This is a genomic window from Bacteroides sp. An19 (genome assembly GCF_002160215.1).
In the GTDB taxonomy this organism is placed as follows: Bacteria; Bacteroidota; Bacteroidia; order Bacteroidales; family Bacteroidaceae; genus Phocaeicola; species Phocaeicola intestinalis.
In genome coordinates, this window is sequence record NZ_NFKD01000006.1 from 93,529 (window position 1) to 119,359 (window position 25,831).

The following is a 25,831-nucleotide window of genomic DNA, read 5'->3' on the forward strand; positions in this document are numbered from 1 at the left end:
GGTTGATGTTATTGTTTTAGGACATTCATGTTCTTTATGCAGACTTTCAGAGAGTCCGTCCAATATGGTATCTTCATTCCGAAAGTTTTCTTGATTTTCGTCTTGTCGAGAACCGAATATGCAGGGCGTTTAACAGGACTTGGGAATTCATCGCTGTGGCAAGGCTCTATGTCGCTGGCCGAATGTCCTGCAAGCTCTGCAATCTTTTTTGTGAAGTCGAACCATGAGCAGACACCCTCGTTGCTGAAATGGTATATCCCCCGTTTTGAATATCCGTCTTTCGGGTATTCCTTTTCATAGTCTGCAAGCACGGTCTTTATTGCAACAGCAAGGTCGTATGCGTATGTCGGAGTTCCAGCCTGGTCGAAAACAACGGTCAGCTTTGGCTTGGTTGCAGTAAGGTTCAGCATCGTCTTTACGAAGTTGTGGCCGAACTCGGAATAGAGCCATGCTGTCCTAATGATGACGTAATCACAGCCTACGGCCTCAATATTATGTTCACCCTCAAGTTTTGTCTTGCCGTAGACTCCCGTAGGTGTTCCCTTTTGGTCTTCCCTGCAAGGCGTGTTGTAAGGGTCGCCGCCGAAAACATAATCCGTGGAAATCTGCACGAGCAGTCCGCCGACTTCTTTCATCGCCTCGGCAAGTATCTTCGGGGCATCGGCATTCAGCCTGTGGCAAAGTGCCTCGTCACTCTCTGCCTTATCGACGTTAGTGTATGCGGCGCAGTTCACGATGCACTGTATGTCTTTTTCTTTCACTATTTTCCGTATTGCGTCGGCATCGGTTATGTCCAAGATTGTCGTTTCGACACCCTCAACCTCGACTACATCCGTGAACGTATAGTTGTCGTTCGTCTCTTTGCTGATGATGCGCATCTCGTTGCCAAGCTGTCCGTTTGCGCCTGTTACCAATATATTCATGATGGCATTCCGTTATTTTGAATAAACAAAAGGAGATTCAAAGTCTTTCAACAGCGGATGTTTCGTATCCTTTTCGCTGAGTATTGCATGTTTGGTCGGTATGCGCCAATCAATGCCCAAGCTATCGTCAAGGATGCTGATGCCCCCGTCGGCTTCGGGATGATAGAACTCATCGCATTTATATTGGAATATTGCCGTCTCGCTCAACACGGCAAAACCATGCGCAAACCCCTTCGGGATGAAGAACTGCCGGTGATTATCCTCGGTCAGTTCCACAGCGACATGTTTCCCGTAAGTAGGCGAACCTTTGCAGATGTCAACGGCAACATCCAGCACTTTGCCTTTTACGCATCTCACCAACTTTGCCTGCGTGAACGGCGGACGCTGGAAATGCAGCCCCCGCATCACGCCATACGAAGACATACTCTCGTTGTCCTGTACGAACTCCACGTGACCGACTTTCTCGTCAAACTCCCTTTGCGAGAAGCTCTCGAAGAAATAACCACGGGCGTCTTTGAATATGCGTGGCTCAATGATTACCACGCCGTCTATTGCTGTTTTTATTACTTCCATATTCCTTAATATTCTAAATTCTTTTCCAATGAATCTTCTTTCTCGTCAAGAATCGAAAGCAAATACTTCCCGTAGCCATTCTTCAGCATCGGCTGTGCCACCTCACGAAGTTTGTCCGCCGTTATCCAACCTTTGCGGTAAGCGATGCCTTCCAGACAGGCAACCTTCAATCCCTGACGTTTCTCCAATACCTCAATGAATGTCGATGCCTCTGATAATGAATCATGCGTACCTGTGTCAAGCCACGCGAAGCCGCGTGCCATGGTCTGCACTTTCAGTTCATGAGCTTTCAGGAACTCCTGGTTTACGGTCGTTATCTCCAGTTCCCCACGTGCCGACGGCTTGATGTTCTTTGCGATATTGACAACCTTATTAGGATAAAAGTACAATCCTACAACGGCGTAGTTGCTCTTCGGATGCTCCGGTTTCTCCTCGATGCTCAGACAGTTGCCGTCCTTGTCAAACTCCGCCACGCCGTAACGCTCAGGGTCGCTCACCCTGTACCCGAATACCGTAGCCTTGCCATTCTCTTCGGCATCAACAACCGCCTGTTTCAGCATTTCGTTCAGTCCCGCACCGTAGAAGATGTTGTCGCCCAATACCAGGCAAACACAGTCTTTCCCGATGAACTTCTCCCCGATAATGAACGCCTGCGCCAGCCCGTCTGGTGACGGCTGCTCGGCATACTCGAACTTCACTCCGAAGTCACTGCCATCGCCCAACAGCCGCTTGAACCCCGGTAGGTCGTAAGGAGTAGAGATTATCAGTATCTCCCTAATGCCGGCAAGCATCAGCACCGAAATCGGATAATAAATCATCGGTTTGTCGAAAATCGGTATTAACTGCTTACTGATTCCCTTGGTGATAGGGTACAACCGTGTACCGCTGCCACCGGCTAAGACTATTCCTTTCATAAGATTTGATTTTATGTTGGTTGTTTTCGGTAATTTACACTATCTTTGTGTCCTAAATAATTGAGTAAAAAATGAATAATACATCAAAAATATTACGTTTAATTTGCGCTTACATATTAGTTCTTATACTAATACCACTAGCATTTATCATCAAATTATTCCGCAAATAACACATATTATTCTCTGAACGGATTTTTATACAAGCCCAGCAACTGTATGGTAAAATAATAGAAGAATTGCATATCATCCACAAAGTATCGTTTAAACATCCTTTTGGGTTCCATCAAAAAGCGGTAAAACCATTCCAAGTATAGTTTTTGAAATATTTTGGGGGCACGTTTGATGTTTCCCGCTTCAAAATCTACCGTTGCTCCTAACGCCATCCAAATACGAACATCAGGCATCTTGTCCTTATGACTGAATATCCATTTTTCTTGTTTGGGGCATCCAACTCCGACCAAAACCACATTAGCTCCGCTCTTGTTTATCATTTCATAGATAGCCTTGTTCTCATCATCCTTTTTCTCAAAGCCGTATGATGGAGAGTATGCTCCTACGACTATCTGTCTCCCCACCTTTTCATTGATGCGTTCCATTGCCTTTTGTGCCACTCCATCCATTGCGCCAAGCAGGAAAATCTTGCAATCTGGGTCATTCTTGTGGTACATATAATAAGCCGTGAAAAAACTGCTTCCAGGAATAGCTTCCGGCAAAGGATGTTTCAGCAGTTTGGATAGCAAGTAAAGAATCTTACTGTCGCACACCACCCATTCCGCTTGCTGATAGATTTCATAAAACTCTCTGTCTCGTTGGAGTTTCACCAAATGGTCTACGTTTGGAGTGATTAGTACTCCTTTGTCCAATCGTTCAAGCAATTCTTTCTGTGTGAGCGATAGGATGTCAATATTCAATATTTTTATAGTTTCCATATTGGGGGCTTGATCATTTTTTCTAATAGGTGATTAAACTATAAGTAAGTTTGTTCATTGTTGTAGTGTTTCATTTGAGTGAAAATACCTTGCTCCACTCATACTCTTCCGTCCTGAATGTTTGGCTGAATGTACGTGCCACGCAGCGGCACATGTATGCCATTAGCAGAATGTATGCGGTGATTATGGGAAGATTGAATGGAAAAATCCAGTTTAATGCATCGGTGAAGAGGTATCGCTGTATGAGATATGATTCGAGACAAAGCCCCCCAATGAGCATTATCGTCTTGTTGCAGAACTTGTTTTTGTATATTCTCTGCAGACATTTGGCGTTACAAAGTTTCCAGATGTAATACACAATCCCGGCAAGGAATGGTAGCGTGACAATCTGCCATGGCGCCATGGCCGCGTATCGCTTTGACAATAGTTGTACTCCGTAAAATATCCCAATGCAGCCCAATAAGAGCACGCCGTCAGTCCATCGTGTTCTTACGTCCATGTTTCCGCTTTTCACATTCAAACCTATCCATGCGCCCATAAGCATCATGCCAAAATATGGAATCCAGCGGAACAAAGTCGTAATGCCATAAATGCCTTTACTGCTTGTCTCATATTTGTAAGGAAAGAACCAATAGGCCACCAACGTAGCTACAACCAACGCCGCTACAACCCATTTGAAGTGTCTCATGCAGTAGCGTTGCACGCCGTAAAGCAGTATGTAATAGACCATTATGGCCATGACAAATTCACCCCCCCCCGATTTTAATATATGTTAACTTATTAATATACTCATATCCGAATATGATCGCAATGCCCAAGCATGCAATGACAGACGGATAAATGCGACTGATACGCCGTTTGTACCAATTGTCAAACCGTTTGACGCCACTCCAAAACAGCGTGTAGCCGGAGCAGAAAAGGAACAAAGCATCGCCTATCGCGCCACCCGTGGCCAGCGATGAGTACTTTGGATACATGATGTCTGCATGGCTGTTAATGATTAAGAACACCGCAAAAAACTTCACGATGTCAATGCTTATGTCTCTTTGTTTCACCATATTTATATTAGTTTGAAAATGCTTTTCTGATATATTCCAATGAGTGTAGTCGCTCATTTCTTAGTTTATCTGCGGTTTTAGTATAATCAATATTACTGATTTGAGGCAGGGGGCTGCCTACTGGGACAATGCGGCTTTCTAAACCTAACTTTTGCAGGATGCTTGTCAGGCGGCTGTTGGTGGAATGTTGGCTTTTAATGACAGAGTAGAAAGGTTTTGAAAAGTTCACAGAGAACACCGTACCGTGGAATGAGTTGGTAACTACATATTCAGCCCTTGCGAACAAACCAACAAAGTCGGAAGGTCCGGCGGTTAATATCTCCTGAACGTCTTTTCCTGAATGCTCCGGATAGGCATCGCGGCAGATACGGACTATTTTCAGGTTGCGTTGTTTTGCAATATGTCTTGCCAATTCCAAGACATAATTACATGGCTTTATGGTAACAATATACACCAACAGATATTTTTCCTTTGGACACATGTCGAACTTAGCCACCTCAAGCCATTCATGACTGTCGAGAAGTAAAGTCGGGTCGAGAACGACATCTACATCGCGATGCAACAAGTTGCCTAACAGTTCTGATGCTTGTTGTTCACGCACCGAAAGCCATGAAAAGTCCGACAGGCATTTTTTGAATACTTCTTCCGCTTCTTTTGATATGACCGACAGACCGATGCTTGATGCGTAGGAAACTTTCTTGGTTCCCCTTTTGTCAAAGCAAGCAAGGAACGGCTCCAATGAATACCCCTTCTCATAATTCCACACTTGGTCACTGCCTATGCAAATAACATCATAATCAAAATCCGCATTATATAAAGATTTCACCGACGGATAGACTGTCTTGGTCAAACAGTTGTATTTGTCATGAAATTCATTAAACCGTTTATTGCGCAGCTTCTTATTCTTTTGATGAAACAGGCAGAACAGGTTTTGCACGATTGGCAACAACCTCACCTTGACGCTCTGCTTAAAGGAAATGGGTACAGTAAGCCTCTCTCCCTTGAAGTCATGACCGGGGTTGATACCGAACAGGAAGTTCACGACTTCCGCATCATACCCCATTTTGTGCAACTTTCTATATAGGGCACAACATTGCAGTTCTGCCCCATAGTTGTTCACATTTAATATCGTAAGGATTCCTATTTTCATGTCTGATTTATATTTTCTTCAGTTCTTGGTATATTCGTTTGTTCACAACATCATAAGAAAAGGTTTCTTTTACTCTGTCCCGCATCTTTACGGAAAGCTCTTTCAAGTCCATAGTTTCTCTAATCTGAATTATTTTCTCCGCGTATGCCTGCGGCTCATAACCGTCAACTATCAACCGGTCATCGCTCACGATGGCACGATTGAAATGATAATCGCTCACCACCGGAACAAGCCCTTGCGCCATTGCTTCATTCAGCGAATTAGAGTGCCCCTCACAACGTTCCCTTGACGGGAAAATAAAGAAGTGTTGGCTTTGCATGATTTCCTTAATTTCGGGAAATGGGGTCAAACCCTTACGGGTGATATGACTTTTTTGAGGCGATGCTTCTATCATGGCATCAATATCCTTTACATATTGCTCGCTATAACCCGAACCACCGATAATAGTCAAGTAAACATCCTCGAATCTTTGACATAATAGATTGAAAGTTTTTAGTACCACATCAACGTTTTTCTCTGGCGTAATCCTTCCGAAGTAGCAGAGGTTTAGCTTGTCTTTCGGACGTTCTGCCACAACTTCAGCAATGTTTTCTTCCACCACATAATTGGGATAATATACAAGATGTGTGTCGCTGATTTTCTTGACGATTTCCAACGACGGCATGCCTTCAAACCATGCTTGGGCTTGCAAATCCATGTTCTTCTTGACTATCCAACGGTAGAACTTGGAGCCTCGGTTGTAAAAGTCCATAAACTGTCCACCTTTCATGTAGGTGACAGACTTATAGCCCAGCATCCGTACCACACAAGTTATTATCAATTCGTAGGGAGCCAGCTTTCCGCCGTATGTAAGCATCAGGAACGCACTGTTCCTGCGGTTGCCAAACATCATGTGCCCCACGATTTTGCATAGGTCGATGACAGCAAACGATTGGGTTTCGAGGAAATGTATAAGACGCCCTTCCATGACACAACGTCTTCTCACAATAGGTGTCATCTTATAACCCATGTTTTCCAATCCCTTTATTACCCTCCGCGCCGAAGACTGGCCGCCGCTCTTGGGAGTTTCCGACATTTTACCGATGTTGCCAAACACGTAAAACTTCTTAATCATAATATGTATGAGTTGGGTTATTACACAAATCTTTTCAGCAGTCGCGTCAAATCGAATGGCAAATACCAATTGACTCTCTTCAACAACCGTTTGGCCTTCATCGCCAATCCTTGCCTGCTGTAATACAAATCCACGACATCTTTCAGTGTCTTGTTGCTATCGCGTAATCCGTCAAGCATCATCTTGCGCAGCTCCATATTAGGCTTATACACCTTTCCATAGCTCTGTTTAGCGAGTACTTCTGACATACAACTGTTCTCTGTTCTGAACAAGCCTTTGATGGCATTAAACGCTTGCATCCCTCTTTCCGAGGTGATGGCCACGGCTGATACGCCTTTTCTGTCATTCAAGTATCTTTTTCCCCAGAAGTCGCCAAGCCTGATATCCGTGTATTCCATCGTGCTACGCAGTTTGCAACTGGAGCAGGCATCATTCAGCACATGGTCTGAAAAGAAAAGAGAGTAAAACTCGTCGTGCTTCGGACTGCTGATAAAAGCCCTAACTCCCTCTACTACTACTACTACGTAGAATGTACCCCAACCTTTCACTTTGCTGCGGAATTGCACCTCGTCAAATTTTTTATTACCGACATTCCGCTTGATGGCTTGTTCGTATTTGTTCCAAACAAGCATTGAAGGGCAACCGTGACAGAACAAGTCTATCAAAATGCAGTTGTCTCTGAGGTTACGTAAGGACAAGAATTTGTGGATGGCGTAAATATGGCAGGGGAGTCCGAAGACGGCAAACTTTTCAGTCCGGATGTTCTTTACTAAATTTTTAAATGCTTCAAAACTGTATGATTGGATATATTTTGATCCACGAAAGGCATCCGTTTCTCCCTCGGTACGTGCAACAATGTGTTCAGCCCGATGATTGTCATCGTTATAGGCTACTCCGATACACGTGTACCCCTGCGTGATAAGTTCTTTGGCCAAAGCATCAGCCACGCCTCCTGATGTCACCTTTTCAAGCAACTCGTTTCGTTTGTATTGGGCGGATTTCACAGCTATCTTGTTCTCTTCCTCCGGACTTGTCATCTTGACATTATGGTCAAACTTATAGCACACCTTTACACACAGACCACAGTCAACGCACTTGCTTGCATTCAAATAAGGACGGTAAAAGCCATCCTCATTCAGCCGTATCGTTATGGCATCCTTCGGGCACACAGCCGCACACATCTGGCAGCTTGTGCAGTCACGGATGGCTGATTTATCGGTGATGTTCATCAGTTTATATTTCAAATGTAAATAGATTTCCTGTTTTTACGTACGCCTACATAGTGCATACAATATCCATGTTACCCATTGCACAACGCTCCACTTAGTGCATCAAACATGGCTTGGACCTCTTCTGATGCAGCCTTAATGGATGATACGTTTGTTTCCACTTGGGATGCTATGTTTTTTACAGATGAGCTGTCATTGTATTTAGCGTAGAAATCATCACCTAAACATCCTCCAACTTGAAGCGATACAACTTTAATGACAGGCTTTATTAACTCCACCAAAGCCTCATAACTATAGTTCTCAGCCTTAGCATGATTTGGCATGAAACTAATACGTTTGGTTTCTCTGAGCGATGGTAACAATTTATGCAGAAACTCAGCGATAATCGCCAATACATAAAATTTGCATCTAATCACTGAAAGAAGGTTATATAATTTATTCTCAGATTCAGATGCCTTGTCATTTACAACCTTTTCTTTGATTTCAGCCTTGATTCTTTGCAGGCAGGTATTCAGGCAACAAGCGAACAATATATTCCGGGCGCCACGATGCTCAAATGCTTCTGTATAGAGTGTGCGAGATTCAAACAGGGTGGATTTGCTGCGATTGGCATCTTTGTATTTCCCTGACAAGGCAAGTAAAGGTTGAATGGACGCATCAATCGACAAAATGCTGTCTCGATTTGAGAAACCTCGCTTGATGTTATACATATGCCCTAATGCTTGAAATTCTTCTTTCAACTGAATCTGAATGGGATCATTGCTAAACGAATCCCATGCTGTAATTCTGTTTTGCGTATTATTGTATTTCACAATGTCGCTGATTGTCGCAGGGTCAGAGCACTCGATTACACGAGTGAGAATCTGTGTACTGCTCAAATCCACGGATTGAGGAATAGAACCCAAAGAACCTGTCGTTTGAGCTCCATTAATAATAGAGATACCAGAAAGACATGTTTTGTCTCCTCGTTCTTCAATGTGAGTGGTAAGTATGGTAATTCCATTGTTGAAAGCCCAAAAATCTTGCGGTTTTCGCTCCGCAGTCTGTTTTATCCCAGCATTTATCTTCATGCGGCAATTACCCATGAAGCCGCGATAGTTTGCAGAAAACAAATCACCGGAATACCTGTTGTATAGGTCTCGCAACCATTGTCCAGACACCGTTAGCACTGCTGCTTTCCATCCTGGTGCAGCCTCTATATATTTCACAGAGAATGGACATTCCACCTCATCCTTAACGATAATGTTAGCTGCTAGGTTTTGATACAATCGTTCGAGAGACTCATTTCCCAATTGCACAGCAACGACTTCCACCTCATGGTCTTTCAGCAAGTCTTGCAAATGATTTTTAGCTGTGGTCAATTCATTGGTGACTTCCATAGACTCGCCACAGTTATGAAGATATACTAACACCACTTTGGAAATTTCGTCATTCAGCAATTTCTCTCGTATGGCCTCGATGCTACCTTGTAGGTCAGGATGAAACTTCTTTATCTCCCCATTGACCAACCAAGCGCAAGCCGCATTGAGGGCAGCAGCCTTGCCTGCCGGAGCATTGGTAACCACCTTGGTTGTATAATACCCTTGGGCGATATATAGCGTACCGTCATCTTCATCATACCTCAAGAAGTCTATGCCATGATCATCCGGATTGTCGGTCAAATTAGTGTTCGCCAAATCCTCCAAATCCTGTTCATCAAGGTATAATCCCATAGCCCATACGATAAAAGCTTTATTAGCCCCACATTGGTGGATCAGTTGAGCCTCAGAACGAAACTTTTCTATGTAGTTCATAATCGTTAGATATTAAATATAGTGTGATTCCTGTTTAATAACTTGTTAGTACTTGTTCCACACCTGCATCGAAGAACAACCATGACAGAACAAACCTATCAGAATACAGTTCTCGTATAGCCTGCGTAATATCAATAATTTGCGCACCGCATAAATATGGCAAGGCAATCCAAAGAGAACAAACTTTTCAGTTTGGACGTTCGTTGCAAAATTTTTTTAATGCTTCAACAATGTATAATTGGGAAATACTTTGAACCACAAAAACATCCGCCCCCTCACGATATGTGTAACAATGTGTTCAGTCTACTCTTTTCATCATTATATATTACTCTGATGCACGTATACCCATGCTTGATAAGCTCATTAGATGCCGTCTGATGTAACTTTTTCAAGCAACTTTTGTTTGTATTTGGAGGGTTCACTGTTATCACATTCTCCTCCGCACTCGTCACCTTGACATCGGAGGCAAACTTATAGCACACTTTCACGCACAGATTGCAGTCAACGCATTTAGCCGTATCTAAAAAAGTAAAAGCCATCCTCATTCAGTTGTATCGTATGGTATCCTTAGGAGCACATAACCACGCACGTCTTGCAGATGATGAAGTCACGAATAGCTGATTTGTCAGTTATGTTCATGTTAATCAATTACTAGTTCTTCCCTTAGTGCTTCAAGAAATTGGTTGCCATATTTCAAGTCTGGTTCCATGTAATTGCCTTCCCCCCATTCATTCCAAGATTTTAAAAACACTATTTTATGTTCCTCTTGTTTATTTTCAACGTAAGTCAATGTGTTTCTAACATGCTGTTTAAATAATTCTGGAGTAGCATTATGATATATGATTGCCCTGATTCCTGCTCTAGCAGTACGATCATAACCTGGCAATATTGTTGGATAGTTGTTTTCCAACAAATGATCTTCAGTCGCTATATATCTAATAATATCTTTGTATTCATATTTAGATAACATCAATCCCATTCTTCTGGAAAACAAACTAATCAATCTTCTTTTCCATTTTGCACCGACTGCTTGCGCTTCGGCTTCCCACATACTACGGTCGTTAACAGCATCAAATCCCATGTCTAACAATTTTTGCATTGAGGACGTTCTACCGGATCTCAACCCAACAAAATGAATACCCTTAAGACCATTTTCTATGGCCATTGACTTCCATAATTCGATAAAATATTTCATATCAGGCATTGATAATGGATCATATACGACAAACAGAGGCTTACCATCTACTGTTATGTAACGTTTGTCTTTAAATGCAGGCAAAACATAATTAAAATGGTTCACATAATCTTTTTTTCCCGGATATAATTGTTCCATTATCATCGTATCAAGCTGTAACTGTTTGCCTTTTGTCCATGTCTTGGTAGTCCATGAGTGATTTGCCCATCCGAGACAAAACGGATAATCAGGTTTTCCACTTTTAAGGACTTCTTGGAAAGGACGTTGCAAAAGCATTCTTCCATTACCTAACCAGTAATGCCAATACATAAATCCCTCGATACCTGCTTCTCTTGCCATTTCAGCTTGTGCTTCCCTTACTTCCGGCACTCGTAAATCATAAAAACCTAAATCCGCAGGGATACGAGGTTGATAGTGCCCTTTAAAAAGAGGTCTTGCCAAAACCACATTCCTCCATTCAGTAAAACCCTTACCCCAATATTTATCGTTTTCAGGTATCGGATGATACTGAGGCAAATACATTGCTATTACTCTAGCTTTTGTCTTCATCGATGTATTATTTAATGTGAATATTATTTTTTTTAAAATTCAAGCAATAATTACTATATATCCGTCCACAACATAACCATAGGACAATAGCATGATGTGTATTTTTGACTAAACTGTTAGCGCCAAACATAGCTATAACGTACATACCCAATATACCTAATTCAAATAAATTTAAATTCAAATTTTTGAATCCTTTTTTAGCTACACATAAAAAAATGGATATGTACACAAACAACCCCCAAAGACCAGATTCTGTAAATATTGTAAGCCACATATTGTCCAATATTTTGGATGAATAATGTCCTATACCATCTCCAAAAAATGAAAATCCTTTAAAATCAATATTTTTGATAAAATGGAATCTTTCTAAAAGAAAGGACTCATTTCTTCCTGATGTTGATTCACCAGACATATCTTTAATTTTATTTATACCGAACTCTATTATTGAAGAGTCTAAAATTATAGGCAATAAGGTGATTAATAAAACTATCAATAATGTAATCACACTTAATATAAGTCCAACAAACTTAATTCGAGTAGTATCGTGAATTCCTATAGAGCGAATTAAAAGCATTAAAGTTGCGCCTACTATAAAAAATAAAGGTAACCGTTGCTGTGCTAACAATAAAATAATGAAAAAGAACAATAGAAAAAATATCGCTTTATTTGTTTTTATATTTCCATAATAGTACATGCAAAGTATATAGAAATAACAAATTGCACTTCCATAACTCACCCAATATGGGTATGGCCAAAAAGCAGATAAACGTGTCATTTCAAGCATCATATTATCCGTAACATATTCCAAGTCTAAGTGTTGAAATTTATAATCCATGTAACCACTTGGAGGAAAGAAATATAAGTATAACCCTATTAAATCTACAATAAACACCACCCATACCATTGTGTCAAGAAACTTCCAATTTGCTAGATATTTGCTTGTTCCAACAATAAAAGCTAACATATAGAATAATTGCCACCTAACCCCTGATACTAAATTTTTAATAGGATAAGTATTAAATAAGCTAGTTAATGTCATAACAAATATGGCAATTATGATAAATTTGCTTAATCCGTTAATTCTATGGGATAAACACTCTATTGTAATAAGAATAATACCTATATCTGAAATAATAGTAAAAGGTAGTTCATGCCCAAGCATACCAGAGCATCCCTTTAATGCTGAAAAAACGAAATATAGATATATAAATCGGGAAGAATATTTTTCGTTTATGACTGATAAAAAAGTATTTGTTCCAACCATGTGATATTGTTTATAAATATATATTTATATATTACTAACTAAATTGATATCGATAGAATTTATTAATCAAAGGTTTGCATATACTTGAACCTCACAATTTGTTAATAACCAATACCGTTGTTTTATAAATTTCTAAGATTTTGAGTTTTGCAGAGGTTTCATATTGTCAAATTCTCAAAATAAGCCTTATTAAAATTAAATAGTTGTAAAAATCAACTATTATATTTTTCTACAGCTCTTTTCAATGCATCTAAGTATCCACGTCCCCATCTTAAATCTGGTTCCATATGGTTACCTTCTGCCCATTCATTCCAAGCATTTATAAAAAACAAATTTTCTTGTTCTGAAAATGGTTGAAATGTTGAAAGTGCATATTCTGCCCATTTCCCAAAAATTTCAGGTGAACTATCTTTAAACATCATAAAGGGTTGATTAACGCGACGGCATGCGTTGTCCCATGAAGGCATTATTGTTGGGTATTGCTTATATTCATTGAAAGGTTTCCTTTCAATCATATCTTTGACATATTTAGGATATGAGTAAATTGAATTACCAATCGTTTTATGTAAAATCCTCCGGGAAAAAGATTCTAATGGATGTGTGCGCCAACTATTCATTTTAGTTGACATATTAAATGGAGGAAAATCAATGGATGCGTTTATTCCTTGTGGACATCCAGAAATATTTTGATCTTGAACCTTACAAATGTATAATTCAAATCCCTCCTTTTTAGCACAACTTTGAAAGGTTTCTATCATTTTGGCAATATCTGGTATTTTAGCAATACGATAAATTGCAAATACAGGTTTTCCGTCTATTTTGATATAACGTGGATCTTTAAAGAATGGTAATAGATATTTAAAATGTGCAACATCATCACTTTCGCAATAGTGTTGTTCTATCAAAACTTCGTTATAATTACCAGCCCAATTTCGATGCCAATTTTCATTTGCCCAGCATAGCATGAAAGGAAAAGTTTCGTCTTTATCATATAAATGTCCTTCTACTGGTTTTTCCATCAATAAATGACCATTAAACCAATAATGGTAATAACAAAATCCGTCTACTCCATAATCTTTAGCCATTTTTTGTTGCTCTAATCTACATTCCTTTAATCGCAAATCATAAAAACCTAAATCGTTAGGAAGATGAGGTTGATAATGCCCCTTAAAACGAGGTTTGCATTTAGTAACATTTCTCCATTCTGTAAACCCTTTTCCCCACCATTCATCATTCTCCGGAAACGGATAAAATTGAGGAAGATGAAATGCTATAATTCTTTTATTTTTAGCCATATTTTCATATTATTTTGTAAGATTAGTAAGCATCTCTTATATTTCTGCCTTAAAAGAGAAAAATTTTACTGCAATACATAATTTTTTATTCGCAGCGAAGATAGACCTTTTACTTAATATCCTTATTTGATTGTTTACCAATATATTTATTATACAAACTTACGACCGTTTCATTTTTCAAAATGAATACCTGCAGAATAATACAATATACTAGCAGAACGATTGCAGCAATTGATATCAATATAAAGATATTCTTATTAATTAAAGTTATAAGCCACATACACGCTAACAATGGTATATGCCATATAATGTTTTTTAGTAACCGCCGAATAGGGAAATGTATATCATAATGTTTTGAAAGAAACATTTGGGCAGATGTAAGAACCACTAATTCCGAAATCACCCATACAAATGCAGATCCCACACTATGCCAATTGCTGACAAGAAGAATGTTCATCAATAATCCTGATATGGCTCCTAATATGCTATTCCTTAATATTACTTTATCTTCCTTGAGGGGCATGAGCGTTTGAATAATCAAAATCTGCTCATAACCGATAATCAACATAAGCGGCATTACTATACGCATCGGAGCAATTGCCCCTTCATATCCTTTCCCCGATATAATTTCAATAATCTCAGGTGCCATAACCATGGCAAAAATTATCATAGGTATAGCAAACGCAAACAATATGTCTATTGATTTTTTTAATAATCCTCTAAACTCATCCATTTTCCTTTCTGCAATCAGGGAACTCATACGGGGTAACAAAACACCTGTAAAAGCCGTGAATATGGCTAACAAAATCGTGTACAACTTTGTTGCTGTTGTGTAATATCCTACCTCCGTTTCTCCTGAAGTAAAGCCAAGATAAGCTACATTAAAAGACGTATACATTGAAGTAAGAAAATTATATAATCCTAATGTCAAAAACGGCTTAATAAAAGGTGTAAGCGTAAGAGCTTTGCTGATGATATGTACAAAATGCCTTGAATATACGATGTTTATTATGGCATTAACTATAGTCATTCCGCATAATAAGGCATAATAAATAATGTAATCATTTTTATCATGTACAAAAATGTATACACAAATAACATATAGACACTTTACTATTAAAGTACGGACTGTAATATATTTAAAATTTTCAAGTCCTCTATACAACCAGTCAACTGTTAGATAATTAAATGCAAGTTTGAAAACACCTAAAAACAATAATTCTTTATGTATATATAATTTGGGTACGGCATAAATAGATATACATAATACAATTAACACAAGTGATGTTGAGATTGTATTTATCCAAAATAAGCTGCTAAAAGTCCTGTTGAGTTGTGTCGGATCATTTTTAAATTTTGCGATTTCACGTATGCCAACGATGTTTATCCCCATCATTGAGAATAAGATGAAATAGTTGATTATACTGTCTACAAAATTGCATATTCCAATATTGTTCACTCCAAGTACGCGTGATACGTAAGGGTACGTTAAAAATGGAAATATATAATTTGCTGTAGTTAATATACTGCTAAAAAAGAAATTCTTTTTAATTGTAGCCATTAAATTATAAAATTACATGCCTTGCTGTAAGATTCCAATCCAATTCTATCCCTCTCTATTTTACAGGCGAAAAGTCTAAAACAGAATTAAGACCAGCATGGTTCTTTTAAAAGCATTCTGAATTGGATAACAATGTTAATCAATTCGATTTTTTAAGATACCAATAACAGTATCTATCTGCGTTGCCATCATAAAAGGCATCCCTTCTTTTTCAATCTTATTTTCCGTCATTATCCCAACAAGTTTTAATTGACCATCTGTTCCTAAATACCATAATCCACAACCGCTGATGCCATTTGGAGAGGAGATATCCAATACATGGCCATCTTCATCAACCAAACTTTTAGGGGTATACCCAATCAAAAGATTATATTGGGCATCGAACTTTACTCCTTCAACCGTTGAAGCATCGATACCATTCGTTATCATTTCGAGTGGTTTTTGTACGATTTCAGTTGATTTTAAATCAGTCCATTCCGCAGGATATCCGTAAACAAAGTATCTGCTTTGAGTAGTAATAGTATGATTAAATTCAATCAAATTATAATCCACAAATTGTTTCCCAGATAATTCTTCAACTGTTTCTATTTCAAGTCTTATAACTGCTATATCAATAAGGTTCTCAACCTCACCTGTTATGTTGGTATAAGTAACCTCCTTTATTGGATAGTAAAACCCATTATAATAAAATCCCATATTTTCAAGTGATAAGAAAGCCTCTTGAGGGTCATCGTATTCACTTTCTTCCCTATAAGGATTTCTTTTTTGTTTTGTAGCATAAGGTTGCAATACATGTGCCGCAGAAACAATAAAATGGTTATCCTCGTATTTTATCAAGACTCCTGTTCCTATAGGTTCTGGTGGTGACGATTCCCATTGAGGCATATCATTATGAAATAGCTGAATGCTATATTGCGAGATTCTATCAAAGTTGTCCTGAATTATCTTTGAACAAATCCTTTTTATATCTATTCCCATTTTGTGATATTTCTTATACAAAATACTTCGCATACCATTCCGCAAACTTCCGCAACCCGTCCCTTAACGAAGTGCTCGGCTTGAAACCGAAGTCCGTTTCCAGTGGCGTAGTGTCAGCATATGTTATTGGTACATCCCCAGGCTGCATCGGTACCAGTTCCTTATGCGCTTCGAAATCGTAATCTGTCGGAAGCACGCCGGCTCGCACCAGTTCTTCTTGCAAGATAGTCACGAAATCGAGTAAGTTTTCGGGATTGTTATTACCTATATTGTATACCTTATAAGGTGGAACAGGCAGACCATCTACCCCTGTCAAACGTTCGGGTGCGTGTTGCATAACCCGTACTACGCCTTCTACGATATCATCAATGTAAGTGAAATCACGCTTGCAGTTCCCATAATTAAATATCTTGATGGTTTCACCTTTTACTAATTTGTTTGTGAAACCAAAATATGCCATGTCGGGTCTGCCTGCCGGGCCATATACCGTAAAGAAACGTAAACCTGTAGACGGAATATTGTACAGCTTGCTATAGGCATGAGCCATCAGTTCATTGCTTTTCTTTGTTGCGGCATACAGGCTAACCGGATTGTCCACTTTGTCATCCGTACTATAAGGCACTTTCTTGTTGCTGCCATACACGCTGCTGGAGCTGGCATAAACCAAGTGTTCCACACCTGTTTGTCCATTGTCGTAGCTATGGCGGCAAGCTTCCAAGATATTATAGAACCCAATGAGGTTGGAAGATATATAGGCGTCAGGATTTGTAATGCTGTAGCGTACTCCTGCCTGTGCGGCAAGGTTTACTACAATTTGTGGCTTGTATTCATTGAACAGCTTGCTGATGAGATTCTTGTCCGCAATATCACCTTTGATAAAGATGAACGATTCATGACAGGACAATTCTTTCAAACGCTCTTCTTTCAGCCGTACATCATAATAATCATTCATATTATCGATGCCGATAACTTTAATATCCGTTATTTCCTGAAGAAGTCTTTTGGCAAGATTGGAACCTATAAAGCCGGCAGTGCCTGTTACCAATATAGTCTTGCCTTTTAATGAAACATTTTTTGTCAACATAACACAGTCTTTAATCACGTCTGAAAATATCTCTTGTATACACCCTGTCTTTCACGTCATCCAAGCAAGCATCATAACGGTTGGCTATAATCGCCTGGCTTTGAACCTTGAAGGATACCAAGTCATTCACCACTTTGCTGCCAAAGAAAGAAGCGCCGTCTTCTAATGTAGGTTCGTAAATAATAACTTTCGCACCTTTTGCCTTGATACGTTTCATCACGCCTTGAATAGACGATTGGCGGAAATTGTCCGAGTTCGATTTCATGGTCAAACGATATACGCCAATGGTTACTTCATGCTCTTTCTCTACATCCCATTTGCTATTGGCTGTATAATATCCGGCTATTTGCAGTACCCGGTCGGCAATAAAGTCTTTCCTTGTCCTATTGCTTTCCACAATCGCCTGAATCAGGTTTTCGGGCACATCGGCATAATTGGCAAGCAGCTGTTTCGTATCTTTAGGCAGACAATATCCGCCATAGCCAAAGCTCGGATTGTTGTAATGTGTTCCGATACGCGGGTCAAGACATACGCCGTTGATTATTGCCTTTGTGTCCAGCCCTTTCATCTCGGCATATGTATCCAATTCGTTAAAATAGGAGACTCGTAACGCCAAATAGGTATTGGCGAAGAGTTTCACCGCTTCGGCTTCGGTCAGCCCCATGAACAAAGTATCAATGTTTTCTTTTATCGCTCCTTCCTGCAACAAGGCGGCAAAGGTATGGGCTGCTTCATCCAAGCGTTTGTCGCCTTCGGGTCTGCCCACGATAATGCGGCTGGGATAAAGGTTGTCATACAATGCCTTGCTCTCACGCAAGAACTCCGGCGAAAAAATGATGTTGTCCGAATGCATCTTCTTGCGAATCATTTCGGTATAGCCCACGGGAATGGTGCTCTTGATGACCATGATGGCATTGGGGTTGACACTCATCACCAGTTCAATAACTTCTTCTACATGGCTGGTATCGAAATAGTTCTTTACCGGGTCATAGTTGGTGGGAGCGGCAATCACCACGAAGTCTGCGTCACTGTATGCCTTGGCTCCGTCCAATGTGGCGGTCAAGTTCAATTCCTTTTCTGCCAAATACTTTTCGATGTAGTCATCTTGAATGGGTGATTTGCGTTGGTTGATTAAATCTACCTTTTCAGGTATTACATCTACTGCCGTCACCTGATGGTGCTGGCTGAGAAGCGTTGCTATACTAAGTCCAACGTAACCGGTTCCGGCTACGGCAATTTTTAAATTTTTATCCATAATGATTTATTTTGATTGTCTTTCAAACTTTTCCCATATATTCAAAGCAAACGGCACACCATAATCCTCGTATGCCTCTGTATGCTTCAGCTTCTCCAATTCGTCTTTCAACCGTTGCAACTCTGTCGCTGGGAAATCCCCATTTTTGATGGCATTGATGATTACATCCATCATGTCTTGACAAACATAATCGGGTGAATACATATCATCAAAATAGTCGTAATGCTCGTCTTCTACAAAGTGATACGTCAGACTTTCGAGCACTTCGAGCAGAATAGTTATGGCTTCGGCACAGTTGCCTTGACTTAACGATTCGCGAACCATTTTCCGATAAGGAGAAAGCAATCTTGCGATGGTATCGCAATCTTCGTCAATGTTACTTTCGCTGAATAAGGCTTCAATTTCCGCTTTCAGAGGTGATGGTTCAATGTCTTTTCGTTGCTTTGTTTCCATACGCTGACGAATATATCTCATTTTTTCGGATGGCATATTAGTAGTTTTTTATAATGAGTTTAGAAATGCAAGCATCCGCAAGTCCTTGTATTTCGGTGCTTTCCCTGTTTTCTCTACTATCGACAGGATGGCAGGCAAGCTGACGGCAAGTTATTCGCGAACGCTATCTGGCATCAGCATCTTCCATTCACCGGCTTCAAGGTCCTTGTAAGTCAGTATAAGGGAATACTTTTGCAGCTTGTATTGCGTCTTGCGCATCTTTCTGGTGATGTATTGGTTCGGACCAGCCTTTACAAACTCATCTACTAATTGCAGTTCGCTTTTGCTAAGGCTGCACAGTACGACAAGGGGATTGTCCGAAATCTCTTGCGCTATGCGGCGTGCCGTCTCTTTCTTTTTCAGGTTTGGACTGACATGGAGGTCGAGCTTCTTACAGGTGTCCAACATATTCTCTTTCGTGCGAACCATCAGCATGGCTGCCAGACTGACGTTTGACGTGAAATCTGTATTTTTGATAGTTATTATGGTATTGTGCCAACGAATTGTTGAAATTTTAACCGAGTATTATCATCTTGCGTTATTTCGTTTCATTTCCTGCTTTCTTGTCATTATTTGGCTAATATGGTATAATCGCCGATGCTTAAGGTATTCTTGTCGGATGTGGTAATCACTAAGGGCTGTTCATCACAGGTGTCCTGTGGGGTAAACGTTATCTTGTTGTTTTCCCATGGATCACAATTTAAGTTCGTGCTACCTATGTACAGGGTTCCTGGCGTGTTCCCGAAATTACTGCCATTGATGTAGTATTCAGTCCCAACGGTCAATTTATTGTCTTCCAACTTTTTGTCGTCAGCCGATGTATATATGCCATCGAAAATTATATCATTAGTAAGAAGCGACTTGAGATATACGACAAACTTGTTGTATTCTTTTGAGTCAATAATGCTATCCAGGTCGCTGGCGTATTTGTTGATGAACGAGGGTGTCACAAACATATAGACATCCTTGTGAAGATTCATCTCTACAGATGTGCTGGATGTCTTCACGCAGGGACCGGCATTGATGGTCTTTGATTCGGACTTGCTGTCAATGTACACGACCGTGGCAGATATGATAGGCATTCCGAACAGGTATTCGCACACGAAGACGATATTGCCGACACGGCTGTCGCTGGTGTCCTTATCCGAAGACAGTTTCAACGCTTCCTGCCCAATGGATGAAATCATGGCCTGCGCGAATGACAGCGTGCCGCCGGCCACGGGAAGCCCCAGGAGGGAGGTGATAAGCTCACGGCTGAACTCAACGCCGAAAGACGTTGACTTGTAGTCGATGTCTTCCTGCGTACAGTGGATGAAGCATCCGCTGCCGTCGATGACTTTCTCCAAGGCGGCATAGTCATAGAACGTATAGTTATCGTCGCTGTTTGGACGCTTGGTCGTGGATATTGCCTTTGTCATGGCCGCGAAGAACACGGACACTTCGTTGAACACGTCACGTACATTGCAGTCCAGGTTGTCTGATGTCTCTTCGGTTGTTGCCACCATGATATTGCCGGTAGAACTGAATATGAATTTCTTTTGTCCTTCGGTTATGTTCGGGTCGTTTTCCTCGCCGCCTGTGATATGCGTCTGCATCGGCGTGCCGTCGTTTAAATTCATTGCCATAGTAATGATGTTTTGAATGTGTCTAAAACTTAAGCCTTGGTTTCTCAAAGGATAGCCTGTTGTATATCCAAGAATACATTTCCTTTTATTATTGATTACATGGGCATTTATCCAATAAGACTTTTCGTCTGTCTCTTTTGGCAAGTGGCCATGTATTGAACACCTTGAAATGACGGCAGCCGACACGGTTTTCACCGGTAAACGTTGCTAAAACGGCTGAGTCGTGAAAGCTGCCATCATCATATCATACTTTCTAATATATCTTCTCCCGTTCCACCAGCTGGTTCAGTTGTGGCATCATCAGTTCAATCACGTGGATGCACACCTTGTTGTTGCGGTCAAAGTCCATGTCATCAAGGATGTCATCCACCGTGTCGTCCTCCATGTCGCCGCCGTATCCTGCAGCAACCATTCCGATTACCTGCAGTTTCCTGACTTTGGAGGCAATGGCTGCATTGCGTGCCGCCGCTGCCAGTTCGTAAGGCAACATATCGTACAGGAGATTGCAATAACGCAGCAGTTCGGGAAACTCGTCTGATTCAGTCAGGTATGCCGTCAGCATCTCTTCTTCAAACTTGCGCAGCAGGAAAAGACCTTTCAGACCCGGCAGCTTGCCTGCCAACGGCTTGCTCATCATCAGGAACAGGGCGTGAGAAACGATGATATGGTCCTCGTCAGGATGCAAGGCGAACATCCGTTCTTCCGGCTTGCAGCTTTTCTGCAAATCGGCTTCCATTTTGTCGAACATCTGCTTGCGCATCTCTTTTTGTATGTCTTTTCCCATGCTATATCCTTTAAATCTTGTCAACTTGTTTCCTTGTCAACCCATTAACATCACAGGATGTCGCTTATGCTTACGCTCTTGGTCATGCTCTCCCACGAATGCCTTGCGACTGTCAGGTTCAGCGGATAATTGAGACCTATCTTTTCGCCCAGCTTCTTTAGATTGTAATTGATGCGATGCAGGATACCGTCATACTGCCTCCATTGCTCGTGCGGAGTTTTTGCCGTGACGACGGGGAAGAGGAGGGTCGTGCCTTTCCGCTTGTATCGGTCGGCGATCTCCTGCAAAGCCGGCTCCCAGGGAAGGGAAATTTCCTTGCCGGTGACGTGCTGGCGGTAGGTGAGCCGTCCGTCCTTGATATTCTTGCTTGTCAGGCGGAAAATGTCATCGCTCCTCATGCCTTTGGTATAGACCGTGAACAGGAAGATGTCGCGGGCGAAGACAACGCTCTGCGGCTCACCGCTCAGGTCAAGGTCACGCAATCGTTTTACTTCATCGAGTGTCAGACCGTACCTGTATTTTTTGACACGGTAGCTCACGTCCATGCCCTCGAAAGGGTTGACGTCGGCGGCAAGACCGTCGTTTACGGCAAGTTTATATACCCGTTTCAAATTCCGTATATAGAGGGAAATGGTGTTGCGCCCCAGTTCCTGATTTTTCAGCCATGTGTGGTAGTTGCGCATCAGCAGGGCGTCGAAGTCCTTGAAGGGCACTTCATTCTTGCCTAAATAGTTGATGAACTTTCTGAGATACTTTTTCAGTTTTATTGCCGCGTCATACCGTCCCTCGTCCCTCAGTTTCTCAACACGGGAGTTGGCGTAGGCGATGAAGCCGAAACCTTCTCCTGTCCTCTTTTGACCGGAGAGGGGAATGGCTATCGTCTGTACATTCTTCTGATTGTTACTCACTTTCTACTATGATTTTTATCTGTCTGTTACTTGTCTATCTTATATAAATCACCTCGCCGTTCGGCCGGCCTCCAAAGAAATCAAAGATGTTCGGCTCGTCGAAATGGATGCCCATGTCAGCATACCAGGCTTCCTCCGGGTCTTCCGGAATGGTGTAAAGGTCTTCATAAAGGCTGAGTCGCTTGCCGAACACAGTGGTGAAGAAAGTTTGTCTTGCCGCATCCTGCTCTTTCCTCAGGATGTCGTTCCATACGATTTCACTGTTCCACACCGGCAGGACCTCCTCCTTATCAAGTTGGACTGCCGGCCCGCTTATGTATGTTCTGTTATTGTAAGTTACGATTTGCGCGGCAAGATGACAGCCTTGTATGTCCTGTGGAACGGACTCTTGGGAAATCACATCTTGGTACTCACGCCCATCCCTGTGGCGCAAGGTGAACGTGCGCTCATCCTTTTGCCCGATGACCGTATAAGTGTCCAGCCGTTCGGAACGGATTGTGTCGAGAATTTGTGCCGCCTCTTTCAACAGAACACGTTCCTCTTTCCCAATGGAAGGAGACGAAAGCCGGAATTGCCCGGCAATGGTGTCCGACATGGAACAGCCACACTTGTCACGCCAGTTAAAGGCAAGGTCTGCCCATAACATCTTTTTGGCTGCCTCCCTGTTCCTTGCGAGCTGCATGAACATCGTTTTGCGGTAACGCAAGTCAGGAAATACTGACCGCTGGATTTTGTCCTCGCGTACAAACCATGCCAGCATTTCACAAAGACGGGAGAAATCATCTGACAGGACGCTTTCCACTATCCATTGCCTGAGGGCACTGTACCTGGTATCTGCCACAGCCCTCCCCACAAGGTTGTGGACTTCGGAATCCGCATGGACACCCATATCAAATTCATTGCACCATCGGCTCTCTACATTCCCTATACAGCGGTACCTGTATTCGTAAACACCGTCAAGCCCGACTGCAACGGTATTTTCTATATAGAGCAGGAAAGGAAGGATCTTATGGCTGTCGAAACACCTCGCTTCCTGTCCGACAATACGGTACAGCCTGCCGTATAACTGATAGTATAAAGCTACGTCACCGTCCACGTTCATGGTGGGGTGATGAAGCTGCTTCCAACGGGATGTGAATTGGTCTATCGTGTACACGATATTTAGGGATTAGGTGTTGGTGATCAGTGTTTAGGTGTTAATCACTAACCACTGATACTTAACACTTAAATTTTACTCGTGTAGCCACACCGTCCGCAGGTACCTGCGCCATACGGCAAGGTGGTTGGTGGTGTTGATTTCCTTGCAGATGCGGACACAAGTCTGTATCAACCTGTCTTTTGCCGCGTCTTTTTCCTGTGCAGTAGACCGGATGGCAAAGACGTTCAGTGTCTCTTCGCCAATCTTAAAATCCTGCACGGCTTTTACGGCTGAATCCGCATCCGTCAACACCATATATAAGGTTGGAGCATAGTTGCGGAAAGACTCGATGAGCTTTTCCCTTTCCGCATTTGCCGTGCCGTCAGCAACGGTCTCCACTGTTCCCGCAACCAGCTTCTCATTGGCTTTGCCTGCAGTCAGGAAGTATTCCATGAGGAAATTGTCCCAGTTGGCGAAGTAAGTATATTCTTCCTTGTCTTTATCCTCTATCATGCCGATGTGGGCATAATAGGTAGTGGTGATTGTCTCGTCCTTTTGCCTGCTGGGCAGGTAGGCTTCCTCCTTTATGTTCACCTTGCGGATGATTTCCGTGAAATCTTTGTGAAGGAGTTCCGTTTCTGTCTTGACTTCATCCATTTCAACGCCCGCCGTCGGGGTGAGGAACGGGCGCAACGTCAGCTTGCTCCAGTTGGCTTTCACGTACCCCGGATTGTCATGTTCGTAACGCACGAGGTTAATGACGAGTTCCGCCTCCTTGCCGGTCATCCGTGCCAGACGTTGGCTCAAAGCGGTATCGCCTTGCGCATGAAGATCCTTGCAGAGCGATACCAGCGACGGCTTGACGACAAGACGGTCGATGATACTGTAAAGCATGGTAAGCGTGCGCTCTTCGTATCCGCAAGCCTGGAGGAAACCGACGAGCAGATCCACGGCACGCCCTTTCTCCGTTCCGACGGAGAGTCGGTCGCCCTCCATGTTGTGCAGGCGGACTACGTGCAGGTCCCATGCCTTGGGACAGGAAACCGTGAGCCAACTGCCCGGTTCAAAGCCCTGTACCTGAAACACCAGCCGTTTTCCGTGGCGGAAACGGCAGATATAACCCTCACAGCCGGCAAGCGGACCGTCAACGACACGTACTATCTCGTTCGGTTCGCCCGTTTTCGTGTTGAAGGCATAGTCCGAGTAAGGACGTTCCAGCACAATCACCTTGTCGGCATAGTTCTCGTTGTAGTCACGGAAAGCACGCATCTGGGATTCAGGAATGACGCACATCCGTGTCCTTTCCCCTTTTTCCTTTTTGCGTTCGTACTGCATGTCCGCATCCTGGGAGTGCTCTTTCATGAAACTCATCAGCGCTTTCTGCGTGGCGAGTACGAACACGATGCCCGCAAACAGCGGCTTCTGCTTATCGTCTCTGTCCTGATGCACATTCACCGTAGTGTGGGTCGGCGCATAGATCTCAAGGATGTTCTTGGTCTGAGCCTTTTGCTTTTCCAAAAGCTCCACCAGCCTGCTCTCCTGATGACGCTTGGTGCGCACCACATACCAACGGTAATCCACATGATTAAGTTTGTCGGGCATAATTATATAAGGAATTAGAGATACTTTGTCAATCTGTTCTGAAAAGTGCGTTCTTCACGTTCCTCTCATGTCAATCGCATGATAGTTCCGAAGCACCTTATTTCAGGTATAACGGCGGTATTCTGGACGAACCTCAGCAGCAATGATCCACCGTTGTTATGTGACGAGAAGAACAAAGCGCGATGCGCTTTAACATTTTTGCTTCCATATCACAAGTGTTTAATTTTCAATCAATTAAGTCTCTTCTATACCCGCCGCTTTACTATTGCTGTATAATATGAAACGGCGGACACGTTGCAAATATAATAAAAAGATTTAATACTGAGCCATTTATCGACAGAAATTTTTAAAGATTCAGAATTTTAGTCGAACAAATGCAGCCTTTGTTCGACTAAAATAGAATTCCATACAAAAACAC

The 25,831-nt window shown here is 42.0% G+C and carries 24 protein-coding genes; all 24 read right to left on the reverse strand.

What is annotated here, in order from left to right:
* Nucleotides 1-8 precede the first annotated feature (8 nt).
* A complete protein-coding gene (gene rfbD, locus B5F25_RS04260; protein WP_087247801.1) occupies nucleotides 9-923 on the reverse strand; it encodes a dTDP-4-dehydrorhamnose reductase in 915 nt (304 codons plus the stop codon).
* A gap of 12 nt (nucleotides 924-935) precedes the next feature.
* Nucleotides 936-1,496 (reverse strand): dTDP-4-dehydrorhamnose 3,5-epimerase, encoded by a 561-nt coding sequence (rfbC, locus tag B5F25_RS04265; protein ID WP_087247804.1) that lies wholly within the window; start codon nucleotides 1,494-1,496, stop codon nucleotides 936-938.
* 5 nt (nucleotides 1,497-1,501) lie between these two features.
* A complete protein-coding gene (gene rfbA, locus B5F25_RS04270; protein WP_087247806.1) occupies nucleotides 1,502-2,410 on the reverse strand; it encodes a glucose-1-phosphate thymidylyltransferase RfbA in 909 nt (302 codons plus the stop codon).
* A 176-nt stretch (nucleotides 2,411-2,586) separates the two neighbouring features.
* Nucleotides 2,587-3,339 carry a WecB/TagA/CpsF family glycosyltransferase gene (locus tag B5F25_RS04275; protein WP_087247808.1) on the reverse strand — a complete coding sequence of 251 codons (753 nt, stop codon included), beginning with the start codon at nucleotides 3,337-3,339 and terminating at the stop codon, nucleotides 2,587-2,589.
* A gap of 70 nt (nucleotides 3,340-3,409) precedes the next feature.
* A complete protein-coding gene (locus tag B5F25_RS04280; RefSeq protein WP_241148353.1) occupies nucleotides 3,410-4,069 on the reverse strand; it encodes a hypothetical protein in 660 nt (219 codons plus the stop codon).
* A 16-nt stretch (nucleotides 4,070-4,085) separates the two neighbouring features.
* On the reverse strand, nucleotides 4,086-4,397 hold the full coding sequence (locus tag B5F25_RS22370) for an acyltransferase family protein (protein WP_241148354.1): 312 nt from the start codon (nucleotides 4,395-4,397) through the stop codon (nucleotides 4,086-4,088).
* A gap of 7 nt (nucleotides 4,398-4,404) precedes the next feature.
* On the reverse strand, nucleotides 4,405-5,547 hold the full coding sequence (locus tag B5F25_RS04285; RefSeq protein ID WP_087247810.1) for a polysaccharide pyruvyl transferase family protein: 1,143 nt from the start codon (nucleotides 5,545-5,547) through the stop codon (nucleotides 4,405-4,407).
* A 7-nt stretch (nucleotides 5,548-5,554) separates the two neighbouring features.
* The gene (locus B5F25_RS04290) at nucleotides 5,555-6,661 is read right to left on the reverse strand and encodes a glycosyltransferase family 4 protein (protein WP_087247812.1); all 1,107 of its coding nucleotides are present in this window, start codon (nucleotides 6,659-6,661) and stop codon (nucleotides 5,555-5,557) included.
* Between the two features lie 20 nt (nucleotides 6,662-6,681).
* Nucleotides 6,682-7,890, reverse strand: a complete 1,209-nt coding sequence (locus B5F25_RS04295) for a Coenzyme F420 hydrogenase/dehydrogenase, beta subunit C-terminal domain (RefSeq protein WP_087247814.1) — start codon at nucleotides 7,888-7,890, stop codon at nucleotides 6,682-6,684.
* Between the two features lie 71 nt (nucleotides 7,891-7,961).
* A complete protein-coding gene (locus B5F25_RS04300) occupies nucleotides 7,962-9,683 on the reverse strand; it encodes an AIPR family protein (protein WP_087247816.1) in 1,722 nt (573 codons plus the stop codon).
* Nucleotides 9,684-10,323: 640 nt separating this feature from the next.
* Nucleotides 10,324-11,427, reverse strand: a complete 1,104-nt coding sequence (locus B5F25_RS04310; protein WP_087247820.1) for a glycoside hydrolase family 99-like domain-containing protein — start codon at nucleotides 11,425-11,427, stop codon at nucleotides 10,324-10,326.
* A 7-nt stretch (nucleotides 11,428-11,434) separates the two neighbouring features.
* Entirely contained in the window at nucleotides 11,435-12,691 is a 1,257-nt protein-coding gene (locus B5F25_RS04315) for a hypothetical protein (protein WP_087247822.1), read from the reverse strand.
* 212 nt (nucleotides 12,692-12,903) lie between these two features.
* On the reverse strand, nucleotides 12,904-13,986 hold the full coding sequence (locus tag B5F25_RS04320; protein WP_087247823.1) for a glycoside hydrolase family 99-like domain-containing protein: 1,083 nt from the start codon (nucleotides 13,984-13,986) through the stop codon (nucleotides 12,904-12,906).
* Nucleotides 13,987-14,095: 109 nt separating this feature from the next.
* Nucleotides 14,096-15,547 (reverse strand): flippase, encoded by a 1,452-nt coding sequence (locus B5F25_RS04325; protein ID WP_087247825.1) that lies wholly within the window; start codon nucleotides 15,545-15,547, stop codon nucleotides 14,096-14,098.
* Nucleotides 15,548-15,682: 135 nt separating this feature from the next.
* Nucleotides 15,683-16,525 carry a hypothetical protein gene (locus tag B5F25_RS04330; RefSeq protein ID WP_087247827.1) on the reverse strand — a complete coding sequence of 281 codons (843 nt, stop codon included), beginning with the start codon at nucleotides 16,523-16,525 and terminating at the stop codon, nucleotides 15,683-15,685.
* Between the two features lie 13 nt (nucleotides 16,526-16,538).
* A complete protein-coding gene (locus B5F25_RS04335; RefSeq protein ID WP_087247829.1) occupies nucleotides 16,539-17,609 on the reverse strand; it encodes an NAD-dependent epimerase/dehydratase family protein in 1,071 nt (356 codons plus the stop codon).
* Between the two features lie 10 nt (nucleotides 17,610-17,619).
* Nucleotides 17,620-18,864 (reverse strand): nucleotide sugar dehydrogenase, encoded by a 1,245-nt coding sequence (locus B5F25_RS04340; RefSeq protein ID WP_087247831.1) that lies wholly within the window; start codon nucleotides 18,862-18,864, stop codon nucleotides 17,620-17,622.
* Between the two features lie 6 nt (nucleotides 18,865-18,870).
* The gene (locus B5F25_RS04345; protein ID WP_087247832.1) at nucleotides 18,871-19,353 is read right to left on the reverse strand and encodes a hypothetical protein; all 483 of its coding nucleotides are present in this window, start codon (nucleotides 19,351-19,353) and stop codon (nucleotides 18,871-18,873) included.
* 114 nt (nucleotides 19,354-19,467) lie between these two features.
* On the reverse strand, nucleotides 19,468-19,764 hold the full coding sequence (locus tag B5F25_RS04350; RefSeq protein WP_140406857.1) for a hypothetical protein: 297 nt from the start codon (nucleotides 19,762-19,764) through the stop codon (nucleotides 19,468-19,470).
* Nucleotides 19,765-19,925: 161 nt separating this feature from the next.
* On the reverse strand, nucleotides 19,926-20,981 hold the full coding sequence (locus B5F25_RS04355) for a hypothetical protein (protein WP_087247837.1): 1,056 nt from the start codon (nucleotides 20,979-20,981) through the stop codon (nucleotides 19,926-19,928).
* Between the two features lie 253 nt (nucleotides 20,982-21,234).
* Nucleotides 21,235-21,765, reverse strand: a complete 531-nt coding sequence (locus B5F25_RS04360; protein ID WP_087247839.1) for a hypothetical protein — start codon at nucleotides 21,763-21,765, stop codon at nucleotides 21,235-21,237.
* Nucleotides 21,766-21,815: 50 nt separating this feature from the next.
* Nucleotides 21,816-22,673: a site-specific integrase gene (locus B5F25_RS04365; protein WP_087247841.1), complete on the reverse strand. Its 858-nt coding sequence runs from the start codon at nucleotides 22,671-22,673 to the stop codon at nucleotides 21,816-21,818.
* 34 nt (nucleotides 22,674-22,707) lie between these two features.
* On the reverse strand, nucleotides 22,708-23,829 hold the full coding sequence (locus tag B5F25_RS04370) for a hypothetical protein (RefSeq protein WP_087247843.1): 1,122 nt from the start codon (nucleotides 23,827-23,829) through the stop codon (nucleotides 22,708-22,710).
* 75 nt (nucleotides 23,830-23,904) lie between these two features.
* Nucleotides 23,905-25,413: a transcription termination/antitermination NusG family protein gene (locus tag B5F25_RS04375; protein WP_087247845.1), complete on the reverse strand. Its 1,509-nt coding sequence runs from the start codon at nucleotides 25,411-25,413 to the stop codon at nucleotides 23,905-23,907.
* Nucleotides 25,414-25,831 lie beyond the last annotated feature (418 nt).